We start from the raw sequence: 21,713 nt of genomic DNA on the forward strand, positions 1-21,713 counted from the left end.
CATGTCCCCCCAGACCAACGCACCACGCCACAACCCGAAGGTCATCACGGCCCTGCGCCGGTTCGCGATCTCCATCTCCGTCCTGAACATCTTCGGCTACACCGTGCTGGGCTTCGAACAGCCCTGGACCTGGCCGCTGATCGCCCTGGCGACCGCCTACTCGCTCGAGATCGGCCTGGAGATCCTGGGCGCCCGCGCCGAGGGCCGCACCGCACGCTTCCGCGGCAACGGCCCGCGCGGAGTCATGGAGTTCCTCTACCCGGCCCACATCACCGGTCTCGCGGTGAACATGCTGTCGTACGTCAACGACATCGTGTGGGTCATGATGTTCGGCGTCGTCGTCGCCGTCGGCACCAAATGGGTGCTGCGCGCCCCGGTCAAGGGCCGCATGCGGCACTTCATGAACCCCTCGAACTTCGGCATCGCCGTCATCCTGGTGCTCTTCCCCTGGGCGTCGATCGCGCCGCCCTACCAGTTCACCGAATACCTCGACGGCGGCTTCGACTGGCTCGTGCCCGCCATCATCCTCTCCCTCGGCACCATGCTGAACGCCAAGCTCACCGAGCGGATGTGGCTCATCCTCGCCTGGATCGGCGGCTTCGCCCTCCAGGCGGTCGTGCGCGGCCTGCTCTTCGACACCTCCATCCCCGCGGCCCTCGCCATGATGACCGGCGTGGCGTTCGTGCTCTTCACGAACTACATGATCACCGACCCGGGTACGACGCCCTCCTCGAAGTGGGGCCAGATCGCCTTCGGCGCCGGCGTCGCCACCCTCTACGGCGTCGTGACCGCGCTGGGCATCGCCTACGGCCTGTTCTTCGCCACCGCGCTCACCTGCGCCATCCGCGGCGCCTTCCTGTGGACCGCCGACATCGTGGCGCGCAAGCGGGCCGAAGAGGCCCTCGCCCTCGCCGCCGTCACCCGGTCCGTCGAACAGGCCGACGCCGCCCACAAGGACACCGCCCAGGCGGCCGCCGGCACCGCCGCATGCGCCTGCCCCGAGGGCGCCTGCACCTGCCCCGCCCCGGCCGGCGCCGACGCCGCCGCGTGCGCCTGCCCCAAGGACGCCTGCACCTGCCCCACCCCGGCGAACGCCGAGGCCGAGACCCTGAAGACACCGGTGGTCGCATGACCAGAATCGCCATCGTCGGCATGGCCTGCCGCTATCCCGACGCAACCGACCCGAAGGAACTGTGGGACAACGCCGTCGCCGGGCGACGCGCGTTCCGCCGCCTGCCCGACGTCCGGATGAACCTGGACGACTACTGGGACGCGGACCCCACCACCCCCGACGCCTTCTACGCCCGCAACGCCGCGGTCATCGAGGGCTACGAGTTCGACCGGATCGCCCACCGCATCGCGGGCAGCACCTTCCGCTCGACCGACCTGACCCACTGGCTCGCCCTGGACACCGCCGGGCGCGCCCTCGCCGACGCCGGGTTCCCGGCCGGCGAAGGCCTGCCCCGCGCACGCACCGGCGTCATCGTCGGCAACACCCTCACCGGTGAGTTCTCCCGCGCCAACGTCATGCGGCTGCGCTGGCCGTACGTACGGCGGGTCATGGCCGCAGCCCTCAAGGGTGAACAGGACTGGGACGAGGACCGCATCGCGCGCTTCCTCGACGACGTCGAGGCCGCCTACAAGGAACCCTTCCCCGCCATCGACGAGGACACCCTCGCCGGCGGACTCGCCAACACCATCGCCGGCCGGATCTGCAACCACTTCGACCTCAACGGCGGCGGATACACCGTCGACGGCGCCTGCTCCTCCTCGCTGCTGGCGGTCACCACCGCGGGCACCGCGCTGGCCGACGGCGACATCGACGTCGCCGTCGCCGGCGGCGTGGACCTGTCGATCGACCCCTTCGAGATCATCGGCTTCGCCAAGACCGGAGCACTGGCCAAGGGCGAGATGCGGCTGTACGACCGCGGCTCCAACGGCTTCTGGCCGGGCGAGGGCTGCGGCATGATCGTGCTGATGCGGGAGGAGGACGCTCTCGCCGCCGGCCACCGCATCTACGCGACCGTCGCGGGCTGGGGTGTGTCCTCCGACGGCCAGGGCGGCATCACCCGCCCCGAGGTCAGCGGATACCAGCTCGCCCTCAAGCGCGCCTACGAGCGCGCCGGATTCGGCATCGAGACGGTCCGGCTCTTCGAAGGCCACGGCACCGGCACCGCCGTCGGCGACGCCACCGAACTGACCGCCCTCATGGGCGCGCGCCGCGAAGCCGACCCCGACGCCCCTCCCGCCGCCATCACCTCCATCAAGGGCATGATCGGCCACACCAAGGCCGCCGCCGGCGTCGCCGGACTGATCAAGGCCGCCATGGCCGTCAACCACCAGACCCTCCCCCCGGCCATCGGCACCGTCGACCCGCACGAACTGCTCACCGACGACAAGGCCAACCTCAAGGCCCTGCGCAAGGCCGAGGCATGGCCCGAGGACGCGCCCCGCCGGGCCGGCGTCACCGCCATGGGCTTCGGCGGCATCAACACCCACATCGTCCTCGACGAGCCCACCGGCCGACGGCGCACGGCCCGCAGCCGGCGCTCCGGCGCCCTCGCGCACGCCCCGCAGGACTGCGAACTCCTCGTCCTGGACGGCGAGTCCCCGAAGGCGCTGCGCGCCCGGCTCACCGAGGTCGCGGCCTTCGCCGGCCAGGTCTCCTACGGCCAGGTCGCCGACCTCGCCGCCACCCTCCAGCGCGAACTGCGCGGCCTGCCGCACCGCGCGGCCGTCGTCGTCTCCTCCCCGGAAGACGCCGAACGCCGCCTGACCCACCTGGCCGACCTGCTGGAAGCAGGCGAGACGGCGTACACCGCCGCCGACGGCCGCGGCTTCCTCGGCCGGGCCACCGGACGCGCGCGGATCGGCTTCCTCTTCCCGGGCCAGGGATCCGGCCACGGCGCCGACGGAGGAGCGCTGAGCCGCCGCTTCCCCGAGGCCGCCGAGGTCTTCACCCGGGCCGCGCTGCCCACCACCGGCGACATGGTCGCCACCGACGTGGCACAGCCGCGCATCGCCACCGGCTCCGCGGCGGGCCTGCGCGTCCTGGACGCGCTGCGCCTGGAGGCGTCGGTCGCCGTCGGACACAGCCTGGGCGAGCTGTCCGCCCTGCACTGGGCGCAGGTCCTCGACGAGGACACCCTCCTCGAGGCGGCGCGGGTGCGGGGCAAGGCCATGGCCCAGCACGGCGCCGCCGGCGCGATGGCCTCGCTCGGCGCGAACCCCGAGCGGGCCGCGGAACTCCTCAAGGGCCTCGACGCCGTCGTCTCCGGATACAACGGCCCCGAGCAGACGGTGATCGCCGGTTCGCCGGCGGACATCGAGGAGGTGCACCGCCGCGCCGAACGGGCCGATGTCGCCTGCACCCGCCTCAACGTCTCGCACGCCTTCCACTCGCCGCTCGTCGCCGACTCCGCCGCGGCCTTCGGCACCTGGCTGGCCGGCGCCCGCCTGGACACCCCGGCCGGCCGGATCGTCTCCACCGTCACCGGTGAGGCCCTGACCCCGGAGACGGACCTGCCCGCGCTGCTCACCGAGCAGATCACCGGTCCCGTCCGCTTCACCCAGGCGGTCAGCGAGGCCGCCCGCAACGTCGACCTGTTCATCGAGGTCGGACCCGGACGGGTGCTCACCGGCCTCGCCCAGGCCACCACCGGCGTCCCCGCCGTCGCCCTCAACACCGACGACGAGTCGCTGCGCAGCCTGCTGGGCGTCACCGGCGCCGCCTTCGTCGCCGGAGCGCCCGTCGCCCTGGAACGGCTCTTCGAGGACCGGCTCATCCGGCCGCTGGAGATCGGACAGGAGTTCTCCTTCTTCGCGAGCCCCTGCGAGCAGGCGCCCCGCGAGGACGCGCCGGCCGGACGCCGCCCGCGGGCCGCTGCCCCGGCGGCGCAGGCCCCGCGGGGGGAGCGGACGGCGCCGGCCCCCGCGGCCGCCCCGGCAGCCGACGACACGTCCGTCGCCGAGGAGAGGGCAGAGGAGGGCGCCGACGCGCTGGACGTGCTGCGCGCCCTCGTCGCGGAACGCGCCGAACTGCCCGCCGAACTGGTCGACCCCGCAAGCCGGCTGCTGGACGACCTCCACATGAGCTCCATCACCGTGGGCCAGATCGTCAACCATGCAGCCTCCCGCCTCGGGATCGCCGCCGCGCAGGTGCCGACCAACTTCGCCACCGCCACCCTGGCCGAACTGGCCGAGGCACTGGACACCCTGGTCAGCACCGGCGGCGCCGCGGAGCCCGCCGCCCCCGTCGTCGCGGGCGCGGCCGCCTGGGCCCGGCCCTTCGCCGTGGACCTCGACGAGGTGGCCCGGCCGCACGCCACCGCCGACGGCACCGACGGCGACTGGGAACTGTTCACCACCGACAGCCACCCGTACGCCGAACAGCTGCGCCGCAAACTGGAGGGATCCGGCGTCGGCGCCGGCGTTCTCGCCGTACTGGCCAAGGACTGCCCACGCCGCGAGGTGGAGCGCGTGCTGGCCGCCGCGCACAGCGCGCTCGCCGGTGACCGCGCGCGGCGCTTCGTCCTCGTCCAGGACGGCCGCGGCGCCGCCGGCCTGGCCAAGACCCTGTACCTGGAGGCCCCGCACCTGCGCACCACCGTCGTCCACACCCCGGCGTCGCCGGACGTACTGGAGCGGGTCGTGGGCGAGGTCGCGGCGACCACCCGGTTCACCGAGGTCCACTTCGACGACGCCGGGGTGCGCCGCGTGCCGACGCTGCGAGCCCTGCCCGTGGCGCCGAAGCGCACCGTGGCCCCCCTGGACGCCTCCGACGTTCTGCTCGTCACAGGCGGTGGCAAGGGCATCTCCGCCGAGTGCGCGCTGGCCGTGGCCCAGCGCACCGGAGCCGCGCTGGCCGTCCTCGGCCGTTCTGATCCCGCCCAGGACCGCGAACTCGCCGACAACCTGGAGCGGATGCGCGCCGACGGAGTCCGCGTGCACTACGCCCGCGCCGACGTCACCTCCCGCGAGCAGGTCGCGGCGGCCGTCGCCGAACTGACCGGTGAGCTGGGCACGATCACCGGCCTGCTGCACGGCGCCGGCCGCAACGAGCCCAACGCGCTGGCCCGGCTCACCCCGCAGGACTTCGAACAGACCTTTGCCCCCAAGGTCGACGGACTGCGCACCGTCCTGGACGCCGTCGGCGCCGGCGGCCTGAAGCTGCTCGTCACCTTCGGCAGCATCATCGGCCGGGCCGGCCTGCGCGGCGAGGGCCACTACGCCACCGCCAACGAGTGGCTGGCCGACCTCACCGAAGAGGTCGCCCGCACCCACCCGGACCTGCGCGCCCGCTGCATGGAATGGTCGGTGTGGTCCGGCGTCGGCATGGGCGAAAAGCTCTCCGTCGTCGAGTCCCTCTCCCGGGAGGGCATCACCCCGGTCTCCCCGGACCAGGGCGTCGACATCCTGCTGCGCCTGATCGAGGACCCGGACGCACCCGTCGTCACGGTCATCAGCGGCCGTACCGAGGGCATCGACACCGTCCGCCGTGACCTGCCCGCACTGCCGATGCTGCGCTTCACCGGCAACCCGCTGGTGCGCTACCACGGCGTCGAGCTGGTCACCGAGATCGAGCTGAACGCCGGCACCGACCCCTACCTGTCCGACCACCTGCTCGACGGCAACCTGCTGCTGCCCGCCGTCATCGGCATGGAGGCCATGACCCAGGTCGCCTCCGCCGTGACCGGACACACCGGCGCCCCGGTCATCGAGGGCGCGAAGTTCCTGCGGCCCATCGTCGTGCCGCCCACCGGCAGCACCCGGATCCGGATCGCGGCGACCGTCACCGCCACCGACGCCGTCGACGTCGCCATTCACGCCGAGGACACCGGGTTCGTCGCCGAGCACTTCCGCGCCCGTCTGCTCTTCGGCCAGGCCGCAGCGCCGGACGGCCCGCCGCTGCAGGTGCCCGAGGACACCCCCCTCGTGCCCCTGGACCCGGCCGCCGACCTGTACGGCAGCGTCCTGTTCCAGGGCGCGCGCTTCCAGCGGCTGCGCCGCTTCCACCGCGCCGCCGCCCGGCACGTGGACGCCGAAGTCACCGTGCAGCAGCGGCCCGAGGGCTGGTTCGCCGGCTTCCTGCCCGGTGAGCTGCTGCTCGCCGACCCCGGCATGCGTGACGCGCTCATGCACGGCAACCAGGTCTGCGTCCCGGACGCCACCCTGCTGCCGTCCGGCGTGGAGCGCATCCACGCGCTCGGCGCCGGCGACCACGTGCCCGACCGGCTGCGGTACACGGCCGTCGAACGCAGCCGGGACGGCGACACCTATGTGTACGACATCGCGGTGCGCGACGAGCACGGCACCGTCGTCGAACGCTGGGACGGCCTGACCCTGCACGCCGTGCGCAAGACCGACGGCTCCGGACCGTGGGTCGCCCCGCTGCTCGGCCCGTACCTGGAGCGCTCGCTGGAGGACGTGGTCGGCAGCCGCGTCGCCGTCGCCGTCGAGCCACACGGGGACACCCAGGCCGGCTCCGTCGCCCAGCGCCGCAGCTTCACCGCGGACGCCGCGGCCCGGGCCATGGGCAGCCCCGTCGCGGTCCGCCACCGCCCGGACGGCCGGCCGGAACTGGAGCCGCAACGGCACATGTCGATGTCGGCGGCGCACGGCCTGGGGGTCACCCTGAGCGTCGTCGCCGACACAGAAGTGGCCTGCGACATCGAAGCGGTCAGCATGCGCTCGGCCGACGAATGGCACGGCCTGCTCGGGGAGCACGCGGCCGTCGCCGCGCTGGTCGCCCAGGAGACGGGCGAGGCACCCGACACCGCGGCCACGCGCGTGTGGGGCGCCGTGGAATGCCTGCGCAAGGCCGGCATCATGGCCGGCGCCCCGCTGACGGTGCTTCCGCGCCGCAAGGACGCCTGGGTGGTCTTCGCCGCCGGCGACCTGCGCATCGCAACCTTCGTCACCGCGCTGCGCGACGCCCTGGAGCCGGCCGTCTTCGCGTTCCTCACGCACGACACGCACCTCACCGAAGGGAGGGCCTGAGCCATGGCGGACGACTACTTCGAGTACCGGCACACGGTCGGATTCGAGGAGACCAACCTCGTCGGCAATGTGTACTACGTGAACTACCTGCGCTGGCAGGGCCGGTGCCGGGAACTGTTCCTGAAGGAGAAGGCACCGGCGGTACTGGCCGAGGTGCAGGACGATCTGAAGCTGTTCACGCTGAAGGTGGACTGCGAGTTCTTCGCGGAGATCACCGCCTTCGACGAGCTGTCCATCCGGATGCGGTTGTCCGAACTGGGACAGACACAACTGGAGTTCACCTTCGACTACGTCAAGGTCACCGACGGTGCGGAGGTGCTGGTCGCGCGTGGCAGGCAGCGGATCGCGTGCATGCGCGGCCCCAACACCAACACCGTGCCCTCGCTCATCCCCGACGCCCTCGCCCACGCCCTGGAGCCGTACGCGGTCCACGGCCGGGCACTGACGGGGCGGGCGGCATGAGCACCCTGGCCACCGCGCCGCCGCGGGACGCCGTCAACGGCGACGCCGCGCGGCTGCGGCGGGCCCTGGGATCCTTCGCCACCGGGGTGACCGTGGTAACCGTCGGCGGGGCCGCCCCGCGCGGCATGACCGCCAACTCCTTCACCTCGGTGTCGCTGGATCCCGCCCTGGTGCTGCTGTGCGTCGGCAACGACGCCGTCATGAACCGGGTCCTCGCCGAGGCCGACACCTTCGCGGTGTCGGTGCTCGGCGCCGGGCAGGAGGACGTGGCCCGCCACTTCGCCGACCGCTCCCGGCCGCCGGGCGCCGCCCAGTTCGACGCCGTGGACTGGCTGCCCGGAGCGGCCGGCGGCGCCCCCCTGATCGCGGGGGCGGCCGCCCACTTCGAGTGCGCCCGGTGGCGGGCGTACGACGGCGGCGACCACACCATCCACCTCGGCCGCGTGCTCGCTCTGGACGATCTGCCCGGCCGGGAACCGCTCGTCTTCCACAAGGGCCGCTTCCGGCATCTGGCCGCAACCGAGGACGGAGAGCGCACATGAGCGTCCATCCACCCGGCCCGCCGGTGTGGGCCCTGCCCGGCCTGCTGCGCAAGCTCGCAGTCGACCGGCTCGGCATGATGCGGGACGCGGCCGACCTCTCCGACGCCGTCCGCGTCTCCATGGGCCCGAAGAAGCTGTACATCTTCAACCGGCCGGACTACGCCAAGCACGTGCTGGCCGACAACGCGGCCAACTACCACAAGGGCATCGGCCTGGTGGAGTCCCGCAAGGTGCTCGGCGACGGCCTGCTCACCAGCGAGGGCGAGCTGTGGCGCACCCAGCGCCGCAACGTGCAGCCCGCGTTCAAGCCCGGGCGGATCGCCGCCCAGGCGGGGGCCGTGGCCGAAGAGGCCGCGGCCCTGGTGGAACTGCTGCGCCGGCGTGCCGGGGACACGCCCGTCGACCTCCTGAGCGAAGTCACCGGGCTCACCCTCGGCGTGCTGGGGCGCACCCTCATGGACACCTCCCTGGACGGGCACGACGGCATCGCGCACGCCTTCGAGGCCGTCCAGGACCAGGCGATGTTCGACATGGTCACCCAGGGCCTGGTGCCCACGTGGGTGCCCTTCGCCCCACAGCGGCGGTTCCGCCGCGCTCGCCGCGAACTCACCCGGATCGTCGACGAACTGGTCGCCGACCGCAGCGCCCGCCTCGCCGACGGGGAAAGCGCCGACGACGCGTTCGCCCGGATGATCCTCGCCGCACGCGAGCGCCAGGACGCGGCACAGGGCCGCCGGCTGCTGCAGGAGGAGCTGGTCACGCTGCTGCTGGCCGGCCACGAGACAACCGCCAGCACGCTCGGCTGGACCCTGCTGCTGCTCGCCCGCCATCCGCACGTGCGCGACGTGGTGCGCGAGGAGGCGCGTGCCGTGCTGGCCGGCGGCCGCCTGCCGGACGCCGAGGACCTGCACAAGCTGACGTACACCACACAGGTCGTACAGGAGGCCATGCGGCTGTACCCGCCGGTGTGGATCCTGCCGCGCATCGCCCAGGGGCCCGACCAGGTCGGCGGATTCGACGTGCCGGCCAAGGCCGACGTGCTGGTGTGCCCGTACACCCTGCACCGTCATCCGGACCTGTGGGACGACCCCGAGCGGTTCGACCCGGGCCGCTTCGATCCGGCGCGCGTCGCGCACCGGCACCGCTACGCGTACATCCCGTTCGGCGCGGGGCCGCGGTTCTGCGTGGGCAGCAACCTGGGGATGATGGAGGCGGTGTTCGTCACCGCCCTCGTCACCCGGGACCTGGACCTGGCCGTGCTGCCCGGGCACCACGGCGTCCCCGAGCCGATGATGTCGCTGCGTATGCGCGGCGGGTTGCCGGTGACCGTCCGCGCAGCGGACTGAGCAGCCGCAGGCCACAGCACGCCGAAGGGGCGGGCACGGAAATCCGTGCCCGCCCCTTCGGCGTGCTGTGGGTGGTCAGCCGGCGATGCGGTCCAGGGCGTCGGTGCGCAGGTCGAGCAGCGCCATGAGCACCGGCGGGTCCAGGGCGTCCAGCGGACGCAGGACGATCTCGGCCGGCATCAAAAGGGTGTCGTCATGAGCGGTCACCGGACCGTACGTGCCGACGGAGACGACGTCCTGGCCACCGGTGCCGGACGGCATGTGCTCATAGCCGTACGGGACGGAATGCACGAGCACGTACCAGGTGCCGTCCGGGACGTCGCGCAGCTCGAAGGATCCGGGACCGTCCAGCACGGTGCAGCGCGCCGGTTGCCCCTGCGGGACGGGCGTGGGGAACAGACCCACGAAGCATTGGCCGGGGGCGCGGTCCTCGGGCAGGTGCACACGGCCACGCAGTGTCCCGCGCGCATGGTCGGCCGCCGGTTTTTCCGCCTCACCCGGACCGATTCCCGGCGTGAATCCTTCCAATTCCCGGAACATGCTCGGAGAGACGCCGACACAGGACTTGAAACGGGAACTGAAGGTGCCGACGCTGCTGTACCCGACCTGACTGCTGATGTCGGCGACGCTGAAATCCGTCTGAATCAGCAGACGCTTCGCCTCCTGAAGGCGCAGGGCGGAGAGAAATCGTCCGGGAGACGTGCCGGTCACATCCCGGAAAACACGCGTGAAGTGGAACTTGCTGAACATGGCGGTGCGTGCCATGTCGTCGATGGTCAGTTCCTGACCGAGATTCGCGTGCATTTCGTCGATGACCCGAAGGACAGCGGCTTCGACTGTGGTGGTGGTCACCCTTTCTCCCTGTCTGTGCGTCATGCTCCCTGCCTGGACGCGGAGGCCGCGTGCCGTGCTGGAGCGGGGGTCGTCTGGGTCAGCCGCCGGCGGTCGAGGTCTTCGGCGAACCGCTGCCAGGCGCCGGCGCACTGGAGGGCCAGATCCGCGACGGTGCCCGCGCAGTGGGCGGGCACCGCGTCGGCCTGCTGCCGCCAGGCCTCGTCGACCACGAAATGGACATGCAGCCAGCGCAGGAACTGGCGACCGGACTCGGAGTGCCGCAGTGACGGGTCGCCGGCCAGTCGCCGCAACGTCTCCAGCGCACCGCGCGTGCGGTTGGAACTCGCCGGGGCCTGCTGGTCGGAAGGGCCGGGGGAGCCGGCGGCCTGGGGGGCGGCGAACGGGCCGGGAGGGCTGGTCGCGGTTGCCGCCTCCGGCCGGGCGGACAGCCGGCGCCCGGTGGGTACCGGGGCTTCGCCGCGCAGCAGCCGCTGACGCACGTCGTGGGCCGTACCCAGCGAAAGGCCCGTCTCCTTGACGATCGCCCGCAGCGGCAGGTCCGGCCTGCTGGTCATGATTTCGGCGGCCCTGATCCGTTCGGCCGTGCGGTCGAGCGGATGGGGCCTCCCGTCGGCTCCGGTGCGGATGTTCGACTGAGGAGAATCCGCGGTTGAACGCGGACGCAGCGCAGCGACGGTCTTGGCGTCGAGGCCGGTATAGGCGGCGACGGCCCGGTCCGACCGGTCGGGACGTGCGCGCAGGATGCGCTCGGCGGCCGCCTTGCGATCCCCGACGGACAGGGGGAGGCCGTGGGCGACGTTGGCCGTCACCGATCGCAGAAACGCTTCCTCGTCAGCGCCGTCGAAATACTGCACTTCTACGGTGGTGAGTCCGTTCGCGGCGGCCGCGGCCACGCGGTGCATCCCGTCGACCACCCGCATGCTGCGACGGTGGACGAGGATCGGGGGCAGCGTGGTGTAAATGTCTGCGAGTCGTCGCACGTGATTCTCGTCAACGCCGTTCAGGCGGGGCGAATCGGCGGGCTGGAGCGCCTCGATCCGCACCCTGTGAGTAAAACTGGCGGGCAGCGTCAGAGATCTGTCTTTGCTGTTCACCTCTCACTTTCCCCCTCGGCGAGATCCAGGCGTGCCGGAATCACCTCACACAGCGCGAGATGGGCCCGGGTGCCACGGAGAACAACGCGTCCGAAGAGAGCATAGTGAACGACCTCTTTTTTTCTGGAACCGGTCACCGGGGATATCGCGACTTTGGCTGGTCGAGTGTGCGGACGCGTGTTCGGGCGAACACCCGCCGGTTGGTTGTTTGAAAAGACCCAGCACTTCTAGCTTTCTCTCACACCACCAGGAACCTCAAAGACCTGACCGGAGGCCCCAGTTGCCTGCAGTGAGAAGAATCCCTGAGCGCAGGGTCGACATCGGGCCCGACGCCACCCTGACCCTCGAGGCCTACGCGGACACCATCGTCCCGGGCGAGAAGCGATCACCCGCAGACCGGGCGATCGCCGGAGTCAGCACCGGCGGCGGCGCGGTCGCCTGCGGCGCCATCGACCTGCTCCGCTGGGACGCCACCGGCATCCACGACGGCCTGGAGGACCTCGCCGACCGAGTCAACGACCACGCCCGGACCTACGCCGAAAAGGCCGGCCTCACCCTCGATGCGACGGTGCCGCCGTTCGTCTCCCTCGACTACGACGACCGGGTCCGCCTCATCCAGGAACTGACCACGCCCGGCCATCCCGAGAAGGACTTCTGGGTCCTGCTCTCCCTCTTCTGCAACATGGCCTACGACTCGGCCGCCCATCTGCACACCGCCCAGGCGCTGGCGGACGGCCACCCGGGTCTGACCGCCATGGGCATCACCCAGCCCGACGCCGACGGACTGTGGCGCTTCGAGAACTCCGGCTACGGCCGGCAACTGGCCGAACCCCACCCCGACACCACCCCCACCGGGAGCCCCGCATGAGCAACGCGACCGAGAAGACCGACGTACTGGTCGTCGGCAGCGGCTTCGGCGGCGCGATCGCCGCCTACCACCTGGCCGCCGGCGGTGCCAAGGTCACCGTCCTGGAGCGCGGCCCCTGGCTGAAGAACGACGAGTTCGAGCACGACTACAAACTCGGCTCCTCCTACACACGCATCTTCGACTTCGTCGTCGGCGACGGCATGAGCGTGCTGGGCGGCAACTGCGTCGGCGGCGGCAGCGTCGTCTACTTCGCGGCCATGCCCCGGGCCCCCCGCTTCGTCTTCGACCGGCACGGCAGCATCGGCCGCAGGATGTGGCCGCAGGCCGTGAGCCGCGACGCGCTCGACCCCTGGTACGACCGGATCGAGGAGTCCTTGTCGGTCAGCAAGCCGGACTGGAACGAGGCCTCCTACGCGGGCGGCCTGTGGGCCGCCGCCTGCGACCACGCCGGGCGCACCGCCAACCCGCTCGCTGCGTCCGTCGACAACACCAAGTGCGTCAACTGCAACTTCATGATGGCCGGCTGCCGGTTCGAGGCCAAGCAGTCCCTCACCGTCAACTACCTGCCCGCCGCCCTCGCCCATGGCGCGGAGATCCGCCCCCTGCACGAGGTGCAGTACCTGGAGCGGACCGCCGACGGCGACTACCGCGTCCACTACAACATCGTCCACGACGAGGACTATCGCCTGCAGGCCGGCTCCGGCGTCATCGAAGCCAAGATCATCGTGCTGGCGGCCGGCGCCGGCGCCACTCCGGTCATCCTCCAGCGCAGTGAAGCCCACCTCGGCACGATGCCGCACGCGGTCGGCCGCTACTTCTCCGGCAACGGCGAGCGTCTCAACACGGCCATCCTCAACGAGGACAAGGTCGCCGAGATCCTCGGACTGACCCGTGGCGAGGGCCAACTGCCCTACGGAGCCAACGCGATCGGCAAGGGCCCGACCGTGGCCAGCTGGGACAAGCTCGACGGCTCACTTCCCGAGTATTCCCGCTACTCCCTGGAGCAGCTCTACTTCCCTCCGGGCCTCGGCACCATCCTCGCCCAGGTGCCCGACGCCACCGGGCCGACCTGGTTCGGCAAGGAGAAGAAGGAGATCCTGAAGAACTGGAAGTCCTGGCTGACGATCTTCTGCATGACCGAGGACGACAACGAAGGGGTCTTCGGACCACCGCCCGCCACCGGCAACTCCCACCGCATCTCCCAGCAGATGCTCGGCCGCGGCAATCTGTCGTACAAGCCGACGAAGAACACCTGGCACGGCTGGAACCAGGCCGACGCCGACGTCAAGGAGATCCTGGAGAAGGACGGCCTCGCCAAGGTCATGCCCTGGACCAACGACCTGGTCGGCGCCTACACCGTCCATCCACTGGCCTCCTGCCGCATGGGCGACGACCCGGCCACCTCGGCCCTCGACGACACCAACGAACTGCGCGGCCACTCCGGCATCTTCGTCACCGACGGCTCCGCCGTCCCCGGTGCCCTGACCGTCAACCCGGCCATGACCATCGCCGCGCTCGCCGAGCGGGCCGTGCCGCACATCGTGGCCGCCGCCCGCGACAGGGGAGTGCAGGTCACCTACGGCGCACCGGCCCCCACGGGCTACAAGAGCGGACGCGCGGGCGTGCTGCCGCTGCTGAAGCAGAAGCGCCTGATCACCGTGTGAGCTGCGAGCGGCTTTTCACGGCCGGTGAGTTGCTTCAAAAAACCATCCATCCGTCCAGTGGGTTGCTTCACGCGACCCGGACCGGGAACCAGGAGGCGGCGGTGCGACCGCTCGTAAGAATCCTGCTGAAGGGCTCACTCCAGCAGATCCGGCACATCACGGCCGTCCGGCAAGGAGCGGCCCATGGTCCGGTGGCCGAGGTCTACGCCCAAGCCCGACGGGAGTTCGGCCTCGTCGCCCCGCCCCTCGCCCTGCACTCCCCGGCCCCGCAAACCCTCGCCGCCGCGTGGATGCTGCTGCGCGAGACCCTCCTCGCCGAGGGCCGGGTCGAGCGCGCCGCCAAGGAGGCGGTGGCCACCGCCGTGTCCCGGGCCAACGACTGCCTCTACTGCGTCGAGGTCCACGAGGCCACACTCGCCACCCTGGACGACGCCGACGACCACGCACCACTCGCCGACTGGGCACGCGATGCGGGCACGAGCACCACCACCGCCCGGCAGACGCCGCCCCCCTTCGACGCACAGGAAGCACCCGAGGTCCTCGGCACCGCCGTCACCTTCCACTACCTCAACCGGATGGTCCGGCTCTTCCTGCCCGACTCGCCCGTCCCCACCACCGCGCCGGCCGCCGGCCGCGGACCGGCGATGCGGATGGTCGCCCGCGCCCTGCGCCCCGACCGGGGCCACACCGTGGTGCCCGGAGCCTCGCTCGGCCTGCTCCCCGCCGCCCCGCTGCCGGCCGGACTCGACTGGGCAAGGACCAACCCGGCCGTCGCCGGCGCCCTCTCCCGAGCCGTCGCCTCCGTCGACGCCGCCGCCGAGCGCTGGATCCCCGACGCCGTGCGCGACCTGGTGCACACCGAACTCGCCGTCCGCGACGGCGCGGTACCCGGCCCGAGCCGCGCCTGGCTGACGCAGACCACCGCCGGCCTGCCGCAGGCACACCTGCCCACCGCCCGGCTGGCCCTCCTCATCGCCCTCAACCCCCACCAGATCACCCAAGCGGACATCGACACCTTCCGCACGGCCCACCCCGGCGACCGGGAACTGGTGGAGCTCGCCTCATGGGCGGCGCTCACCGCCGCCGTCCACACCGGCGCCCGCCTCGGCGGGGCCGTCCGCCCTACCTCGTCCACCGCCCACTGACCGGCAGCACCCGCCCGTACCCGAGATCCACACCCGACCGAGGAGATACATCATGAGCACGCTGAACGACGTCGTGAAGGCCCTCGCCACCGACATCGAGGAGACCGCCCGTCTCGTCGAGGGCCTCGACGAGCAGGCCTGGCACACCGCGACCCCCGCCCCGGGCTGGACCATCGCCGACCAGATCGCCCATCTGACCTTCATCTTCCACCTGGCCGGCACCGCCGCGTCCGACCCCGCGGCCTTCGCCGAGCTCGCCGCCGGCGCCGCCGGCGACTTCGACGCCGCGGTCAACGCCGCCCTGCTGCAGTTCAACTCCTTCCCGCCCGCCCAACTCCTGGCCCGCTTCCGCGCCCTCGGCCGCACCTCCGTCGACGCCCTCGCCGCCGTCCCCGAGGACCAGGTCGTGCCCTGGCTGGTCAACCCCCTGCCGCCCGCCGTCCTCGCCTCCGCCGGGATCATGGAGATCTTCGGCCACGGCCAGGACATCGCCGACGCGCTCGGCGTGCGCCGCGAGCCCACCGAGCGGCTGCGCCACCTGGTCTTCTTCGCCTTCCTCACCCGGGACTTCGGCTACCTCTCCCGCGGTCTGACGCCGCCGGCCGAGCCGTTCCGCATCGAGGTGACCGCCCCCAACGGAGAGCTGTGGGCCTACGGCCCCGAGGACGCCGCGAACAAGATCACCGGGCTCGCCGAAGACTTCTGCCTCCTGGTCACCCGCCGCCGCCACCGCAACGACCTCGCCCTCGTCGCCACCGGTACCGAGGCCAACCGCTGGCTCGACATCGCACAGGCCTACCGGGGCCCGGCCGGTGAGGGCCGCCGACCGGGGCAGTTCACCCACCCCGGCTGCGACCACTGAGCGGCCACCCGATCACCCGCGCCCCCAACGCACCCGCAGCCCACCGGCACGGCGCCCCACCGCCGCGCCGCAAGGAGCCCCCATGACCACCACCCTGCGCACCGCCGTCGTCATCGGCTGCGGCACCACCGGCACCTCCGTCGCCCTCGCCCTCGGCCTCGCCGGCGTCCGGGTCACCCTCATCGACGAGGACGCGCGGGCACTGCACGAGGCCGTCGCCCTGGGCGCCGGGACCGCCTGGACCCCGCACCTGCCTCCCGCCGACCTGGTCGTCGTCGCCACCGCCCCCTCGGCCGTCGCCGACGTCCTGCACGACGCGCAGAGCCGGGGCCTCGGGCACGTCTACACCGACACCGCCGGCACGAAGGACATCGTCAGCGCCGAGGCGGAGCTGCGCGGTTGCGACCTCAAGGGATACGTGCCCGGACACCCCATGGCCGGCACGGACGCCGCCGGACGGGACGCCGCCGCGGCCGGCCGCTTCACCGGCCGACCGTGGGTGGTGTGCCCGTACGAGACCACACCCGGATGGGCATTGGAGACGGTGGACGCCCTGATCCGGGCATGCGGGGCGTACCGGATCGACCTCGCGCCGCATGTGCACGACCGGATCGCGGCCGAACTGTCCCACGGCCCGCACCTGATCGCGGCCGCCCTCGCCACCCGGTTCGCCGACAGCTCCGAGGCGTTCCTCGGGCTCGCCGAAGAGGGACTGCACGACTCGGTCCGCACGGCGGGCGGCGACCCATGGCTGTGGAGCGACGTCCTGGCGCACAACGCCGGCCCGGTGGCCGACGTCCTCGAACGGGTCGCCGGCCAGCTCGCCCGCGCCGCCGCCATCCTGCGCGAGGGCGACCCCTGCGCACCCGTGGAACTCGCCGCGACCCTGGAGGAGGGCCGCCGCGGACACAGAGCGCTCCACCAGGCCCGTGAGCGGCGCACGGTGCGAGATGCGCCGGCCGAGGACCGAGTGTGACCGTCGGCCCGTGACCACCTCCGCGACTCCCTCCCCCCACCCCGCCGAAGACCGGCGGCCCGCCGTCCTGGACCTGGCCCGACGGCTGCTGCGCTGCGCCTACTGGTCCCTGTCCGACTTCGGCTGGATATGGATCGGCTCCGTGCCGGACGTGTCCGGCACGGAGCACGGGCCCGCGCCCGGTCACCCGGAACGGCTCACCGGCCTGCCGCTGACACCGCTGGAGCGCGCCCTGCAGCGGGAACTGGCGGGCTGACGGCCCCGCACCAGCGCCGGGACCGCCCGGCACGGCGCACAGCAACGTCAGAGATGCCCCTTTGCATCGCCCGCTTGAAGCATGGAGCGAAGGGCGACGAACCCGTGGACCCTCCCAAGGACGAGGTGCTGAGCAGTGACTGTTGACATCGCACAGGGCAACGCGCGCGGCATTGCCTCCATCTACAACTCCGCCGTGGCGGCCTGGGCGATCGCCGCCGCCTGGGAGGTCGGCGCCCTGGACGAACTGCACCGGGCGCGGACCCTGGACAGCGCGGACTTCGCCGAGCGCGCCGGCCTCGACCCGCTGTCGACGACCGGCCTGTTCCGCGCCCTTGCCGCGGTCGGACTCGTACGGCGCGACGGAACGGTCGTGCACACCCTCGACGGCTTCGACGACATGTACCGCAACAAGTCGTTCTTCCACTGGCTGGCCCGGGGCAGCGCCGAACTGTTCCGGCAGATGCCCGACGTGCTGCGCACCGAGAACCGCACCGGCGACTACTACCACCGTGACGCCGCCGCCATCGCCTACGCCTGCCGCGAGATCGACCAGGTCACCTACGCGCCCACCTTCTGGGCGGCCATGGACCGCGTGGACTTCCCCTTCACGCGCGTCGCCGACCTCGGCTGCGGCAGCGGCGCCCGGCTCATGCAGATCCTCGACCGTCACCCGGGCGCGACGGGCATCGGCGTCGACATCGCCCGCCCGTCCCTCGAGGTGGCCCGCAAGGAGGCGGCCGAGGCCGGGTTCGCCGACCGCGCCGACTTCGTGCAGGGCGACGTGCTGCGCCTGGAACCCCGGCCCGAGTACGCCGACATCGAACTGCTCACCTGTTTCATGATGGGCCACGACTTCTGGCCCCGGGAGAACTGCGTGGCCACCCTGCGCCGGCTGCGCGAGGTCTTTCCCGCGGCGCGGCGCCTGCTGATCGGCGATGCCACCCGCACCGCGCTGCCCGACACCGAACTGCCCGTCTTCACCCTCGGCTTCGAGCTGGGCCACGACCTGATGGGCACCTTCCTTCCGACCGTCGAGGACTGGGAGTCGGTCTTCGAGGAGGGCGGCTGGGAACTGGTGCGCACCAACCGCATCGACATCACCGTCGGCGAGGTCATCTTCGAACTCGCCTGATCCGCAGGGCACGCCGGACCCCGGGCCACGGCGACACCGCCGACGCCCGGGGACGCGCCGGCCGGTGCGCCCCCGCTCCGCATGACCGGCAAGTTGTTTCACGCGACCCAGGAGTCACGCATGACCACACTCGCGCAGGCCGTCGGGCAGACCCTCGCCGACAGCGGCATCCGGCACGCGTTCGGGGTGGTGGGCGGCGGCAACATCCTGGCCACCGCCGCGCTCACCGCCGCCGGGGTGCGGTACACGGCCGCCCGGCACGAGGGCGGGGCCATGGCGATGGCCGACGCCTACTTCCGCACGACCGGCGACGTCGCGATCTGCACCACCACCCACGGACCCGGAATCGCCAACACGATCACCGCGCTGGCGGACGCGGCCAAGAACCGCAGTGGGGTCGTCCTGCTGTGCGGCGACGCCCCGGTGAGCGGCCAACGGCCGCACGACATCGACCAGAGCGCGCTCCTGGCCGCACTCGGTGTCCGCGTCGTGCGGCTCACCGAGCCGCGAACAGCCCGCGCGGACACCACCGACGCCGTACGCACAGCCCGCGAGGGCCGCTGCCCCGTCGCCCTGCTCCTGCCGGGCGACCTGCTGAGCCTCCCGCTCCCCGACCAGCGCCCACCCGCCGCGCCCGGCACGGCGAACCTGCCGCCCACCGTGGCCGACCGGACCCTGGAACCGGTCCTCGACGCCCTGGCCGGGGCACGCCGCCCGCTGCTCCTCGCCGGGCTCGGCGCCTGGCACAGCGGCGCCGGCAAGATCCTGCGCGAGCTGGGCGACCGCCTCGGCGCACTGCTGGCGACCACCGTCATGGCGGGCGGACTCTTCCACGACAGCCCCTGGGCGCTCGGGGTATGCGGTGGTTTCGCAGCACCGGAGGCGGCCGCGCTGATGGGCGAGGCCGACGTGGTCGTCGCCTTCGGCGCAAGCCTGGACACCTTCACTCTGCACGGCGGACGGATCCTCGACCCGGCGGCCACCGTCGTCCAGATCGACATCGCCGAGCACAGGCGGGCGCAGCGGACCGACCTCATGGTGCCCGGCGACGCCCACTCCGTCGCGGTTCGGCTCCTCGACGCGGTGGAGGAGCGGGCGTTGCCCGTCACGCACTGGCGTCGGCGGATCGCCGGGCGGGTCGCCCGGGCACGCGCCGGATGGGCGGCCCTCGCCTACGAGGACCTCTCCACCGCCGACCGGATCGACCCGCGCACCCTGACCCGCTCCCTGGCCGCGCTGCTGCCCGCGGAACGCACGGTGGTGCTGGACGGCGGGCACTTCATCGCCTGGCCGGGCATGTACTGGACGGTCCCCGATCCGGCCGGCCTCGCCTTCACCGGAGCCGCCTTCCAGAGCATCGGCCTGGGCCTGGCCGGCGCGGTCGGCGCGGCGGTGGGCCGCCCCGACCGGCTGACCGTGGCGGCGGTGGGCGACGGCGGCGCGCTGATGGGCCTGCCCGAACTGGAGACGCTGGTGCGCTCCGGCCGGCCCGCGCTCGTCGTCGTCTACGACGACGCGGCCTACGGCTTCGAGGAGCACATGTACGCACCGCAGGGCGCCGATAGGGCGACGCTGTCCTTCACCGACACCGACTTCGCCGCGGTGGCCCGAGGGCTGGGCGCCACCGCGGTCACCGTACGCCGCCCGGACGACCTCGACGCCGTACGGCGGTGGCGGACGGCGGGCTGCCCCGGAACCCTCCTGCTGGACTGCAAGGTGGTCCCCGGCGTCGTCGCGCCGTTCCTGGCGGATCTCCTCCACCGGGCCTGAACGCCAGGCCCGCCCACCCTCGCGCGCCGCACGCTCAGCCGCCGAGCAGTTTCTCCCGCGCCTCGCGCAGCCCGGTGAACGAATCCAGATCCGGAACCGTCCAGCCGTCCAGGTCGTACTCGGACAGGCACTGGTCGACGAACGCCTTGTAGCCGTCGAGCTGCCCGCTCGCCGTCTGCGCGAACAGCAGCTCGGTGCGGACGTTCTCGTGGTTGCCCGAGTAGTTGCGCTCGTACAGCTCGTGCCGCCCGCCGAACTCGGTACCCACCGCGTCCCACAGCAGCTTCAGGACCTTCACACGCTCGACGGCGTCGATGCCGCCCGAACCGCGCACGTACTTGTCGAGGTAGGGCCGGATCTGCGGGTTCTTGAAGTCCTCGGCACTGGAGTTCAGATAGATCAGACCACTGGCCACGTCCTGCTGGATGATCTCCTTGATCCGGGGATAGCCGATCTGCATGAACCACCGGTAGGCCATGCCGTACTCCGGGTTGGGCAGCACCGCCCCGTTGCGCCACTTCACCGGGTTGCGCGCGGCCGCGTCCGACAGCCCCCAGAACAGGTTCCGCCAGGCGAGCACCTCGCCGAGCCGGGTCTGCACGCCACGGAAATCCTGCGTCCCCGTGATCTCCAGCGCCTTGGCCAGCGCCCCCGCGAGGAACTCCAGCTTCACGGCAAGGCGGATGCAGCCGTGGAAGGTGAAGCGCTCCAGGAAGCCCGACTGTCCCGAGAACATCTGGATCTTGGCCATGTCGCCGTAGACGAAGACGTCCTCCCACGGGATCAGGACCTTGTCCAGGACGAGGATGGTGTCGTTCTCGTCCAGCCGCGACGACAGCGGGTAGTCGAAGGGACTGCCCATGACGGCGGACATCGCGGTGTAGGACGGGCGGCAGATCAGCTTCACCCCCGGCGCGCCCGTCGGCACCGTGGCGACCAGCGCGAACTCCTTCTTGCGCACCGGCAGACCGTAGTGCGCGATGAAGTTGTGATGGGTGAGCGCCGAACCGGTGGCGACCACCTTCGCGCCGCTGACGACCAGGCCCGCGTCGGTCTCCTTCTCCACGTGGACGAAGACGTCCGAGACCTCGTCCGCCGGGCGGCTGCGGTCGACCGGCGGGTGCACGATCGCGTGGTTCCAGTACAGGACCTTCTCCTGCGACTCGCGGTACCAGCGTCGCGCGTTGTCCGAGAAGGGCGCGTAGAAGTCGGCGTTGGCGCCGAGCGTGCCGAGGAAGGCGGCCTTGTAGTCGGGGCTGCGCCCCATCCAGCCGTAGCTCATCCGCGACCAGGCGGCGATCGCCTGCTGGTCGGCCACCAGGTCGTCGGCGCTGTGCGGGGTGGTGAAGAACCGATGGGTGTAGCCGCCGCTGCCGGTGTCGGTGGAGGTGGTCAGCACCTCCCGGTGGGCCGGGTCGTGCAGCGCGTCGTACAGGCGGGCCGTCATCCGCACCGGGTTGCGGAAGGCGGGGTGCGCGGTGACGTCCTTGACGCGCTCCCCGTACAGGTACACCTCGCGGTCGTCCCGCAGACTCTCGATGTACTCCTCGCCCGTCAACGGACGGGCGGCAGAAGCTTTTTCGCGGCCTGCTCCGGCGTGCTGCTGATCGGTCATGCGCCTCATCGTGGCAGTCACCGGCCGGCCGGGGCTTCTTGCTGCGTGCGGGAGCCGGCGCGTACCCGCGCCGACGTGCCGAAGTCGCGCCGAGCAGGGCAACTGCGCACGGACAAAGGTGCCGC

The 21,713-nt window shown here is 72.1% G+C and carries 16 protein-coding genes; 13 read left to right on the forward strand and 3 right to left on the reverse strand.

The features are described 5' to 3' along the window. The first annotated feature begins 1 nt into the window (after nt 1). The 5 genes from AC0B9F_RS32620 to AC0B9F_RS32640 are packed head-to-tail and all read left to right on the forward strand — an operon-like array spanning nt 2 to nt 9,349. Nucleotides 2-1,132 (forward strand): enediyne biosynthesis protein, encoded by a 1,131-nt coding sequence (locus tag AC0B9F_RS32620; protein ID WP_472008640.1) that lies wholly within the window; start codon nt 2-4, stop codon nt 1,130-1,132. After that, nucleotides 1,129-6,999: an SDR family NAD(P)-dependent oxidoreductase gene (locus AC0B9F_RS32625; RefSeq protein WP_472008643.1), complete on the forward strand. Its 5,871-nt coding sequence runs from the start codon at nt 1,129-1,131 to the stop codon at nt 6,997-6,999. Before AC0B9F_RS32620 ends, AC0B9F_RS32625 begins: the two co-directional genes overlap by 4 nt. Nucleotides 7,000-7,002: 3 nt before the next feature. Next, nucleotides 7,003-7,461: an acyl-CoA thioesterase gene (locus AC0B9F_RS32630; protein WP_472008645.1), complete on the forward strand. Its 459-nt coding sequence runs from the start codon at nt 7,003-7,005 to the stop codon at nt 7,459-7,461. Further along, the gene (locus AC0B9F_RS32635; protein ID WP_472008646.1) at nt 7,458-8,003 is read left to right on the forward strand and encodes a flavin reductase family protein; all 546 of its coding nucleotides are present in this window, start codon (nt 7,458-7,460) and stop codon (nt 8,001-8,003) included. The genes AC0B9F_RS32630 and AC0B9F_RS32635 overlap by 4 nt, the downstream gene beginning before the upstream one ends. Then, nucleotides 8,000-9,349 carry a cytochrome P450 gene (locus AC0B9F_RS32640; RefSeq protein ID WP_472008647.1) on the forward strand — a complete coding sequence of 450 codons (1,350 nt, stop codon included), beginning with the start codon at nt 8,000-8,002 and terminating at the stop codon, nt 9,347-9,349. The genes AC0B9F_RS32635 and AC0B9F_RS32640 overlap by 4 nt, the downstream gene beginning before the upstream one ends. A 75-nt stretch (nt 9,350-9,424) precedes the next feature. Here the strand turns inward: AC0B9F_RS32640 and AC0B9F_RS32645 are convergent, their stop codons facing one another. Together AC0B9F_RS32645 and AC0B9F_RS32650 are read right to left on the reverse strand one after the other, a co-directional pair. Next, nucleotides 9,425-10,201 (reverse strand): helix-turn-helix domain-containing protein, encoded by a 777-nt coding sequence (locus AC0B9F_RS32645; protein ID WP_472008648.1) that lies wholly within the window; start codon nt 10,199-10,201, stop codon nt 9,425-9,427. Nucleotides 10,202-10,221: 20 nt separating this feature from the next. Then, complete coding sequence (locus tag AC0B9F_RS32650) at nt 10,222-11,298, reverse strand: ParB/RepB/Spo0J family partition protein (RefSeq protein ID WP_472008649.1); 1,077 nt, start codon at nt 11,296-11,298, stop codon at nt 10,222-10,224. A gap of 289 nt (nt 11,299-11,587) precedes the next feature. On the opposite strand from AC0B9F_RS32650, the gene AC0B9F_RS32655 reads away from it, so the two are divergent. From AC0B9F_RS32655 to AC0B9F_RS32690, 8 genes are all read left to right on the forward strand, one after another. Then, nucleotides 11,588-12,166, forward strand: coding sequence for a DUF5987 family protein (locus AC0B9F_RS32655; RefSeq protein WP_472008650.1), 579 nt, complete (start codon nt 11,588-11,590; stop codon nt 12,164-12,166). After that, the gene (locus tag AC0B9F_RS32660) at nt 12,163-13,830 is read left to right on the forward strand and encodes an FAD-dependent oxidoreductase (protein ID WP_472008651.1); all 1,668 of its coding nucleotides are present in this window, start codon (nt 12,163-12,165) and stop codon (nt 13,828-13,830) included. Before AC0B9F_RS32655 ends, AC0B9F_RS32660 begins: the two co-directional genes overlap by 4 nt. Before the next feature lie 101 nt (nt 13,831-13,931). Then, nucleotides 13,932-14,975 carry a carboxymuconolactone decarboxylase family protein gene (locus AC0B9F_RS32665; protein WP_472008652.1) on the forward strand — a complete coding sequence of 348 codons (1,044 nt, stop codon included), beginning with the start codon at nt 13,932-13,934 and terminating at the stop codon, nt 14,973-14,975. A 52-nt stretch (nt 14,976-15,027) separates the two neighbouring features. Next, on the forward strand, nt 15,028-15,837 hold the full coding sequence (locus tag AC0B9F_RS32670; protein WP_472008653.1) for a TIGR03084 family metal-binding protein: 810 nt from the start codon (nt 15,028-15,030) through the stop codon (nt 15,835-15,837). Nucleotides 15,838-15,919: 82 nt separating this feature from the next. Further along, a complete protein-coding gene (locus tag AC0B9F_RS32675) occupies nt 15,920-16,813 on the forward strand; it encodes a prephenate dehydrogenase/arogenate dehydrogenase family protein (protein ID WP_472008654.1) in 894 nt (297 codons plus the stop codon). A gap of 10 nt (nt 16,814-16,823) precedes the next feature. Next, on the forward strand, nt 16,824-17,069 hold the full coding sequence (locus AC0B9F_RS32680) for a DUF6059 family protein (protein ID WP_472008655.1): 246 nt from the start codon (nt 16,824-16,826) through the stop codon (nt 17,067-17,069). Between the two features lie 135 nt (nt 17,070-17,204). After that, the gene (locus AC0B9F_RS32685; protein WP_472008656.1) at nt 17,205-18,203 is read left to right on the forward strand and encodes a class I SAM-dependent methyltransferase; all 999 of its coding nucleotides are present in this window, start codon (nt 17,205-17,207) and stop codon (nt 18,201-18,203) included. 120 nt (nt 18,204-18,323) lie between these two features. Further along, nucleotides 18,324-19,973, forward strand: coding sequence for a thiamine pyrophosphate-binding protein (locus AC0B9F_RS32690; protein ID WP_472008657.1), 1,650 nt, complete (start codon nt 18,324-18,326; stop codon nt 19,971-19,973). Between the two features lie 34 nt (nt 19,974-20,007). On the opposite strand, the gene AC0B9F_RS32695 is transcribed toward AC0B9F_RS32690, so the two are convergent. Next, complete coding sequence (locus AC0B9F_RS32695; RefSeq protein WP_472008659.1) at nt 20,008-21,588, reverse strand: 4-hydroxyphenylacetate 3-hydroxylase family protein; 1,581 nt, start codon at nt 21,586-21,588, stop codon at nt 20,008-20,010. Nucleotides 21,589-21,713 lie beyond the last annotated feature (125 nt).

The sequence above is a fragment of the Streptomyces sp. NPDC097129 genome, assembly GCF_055668065.1.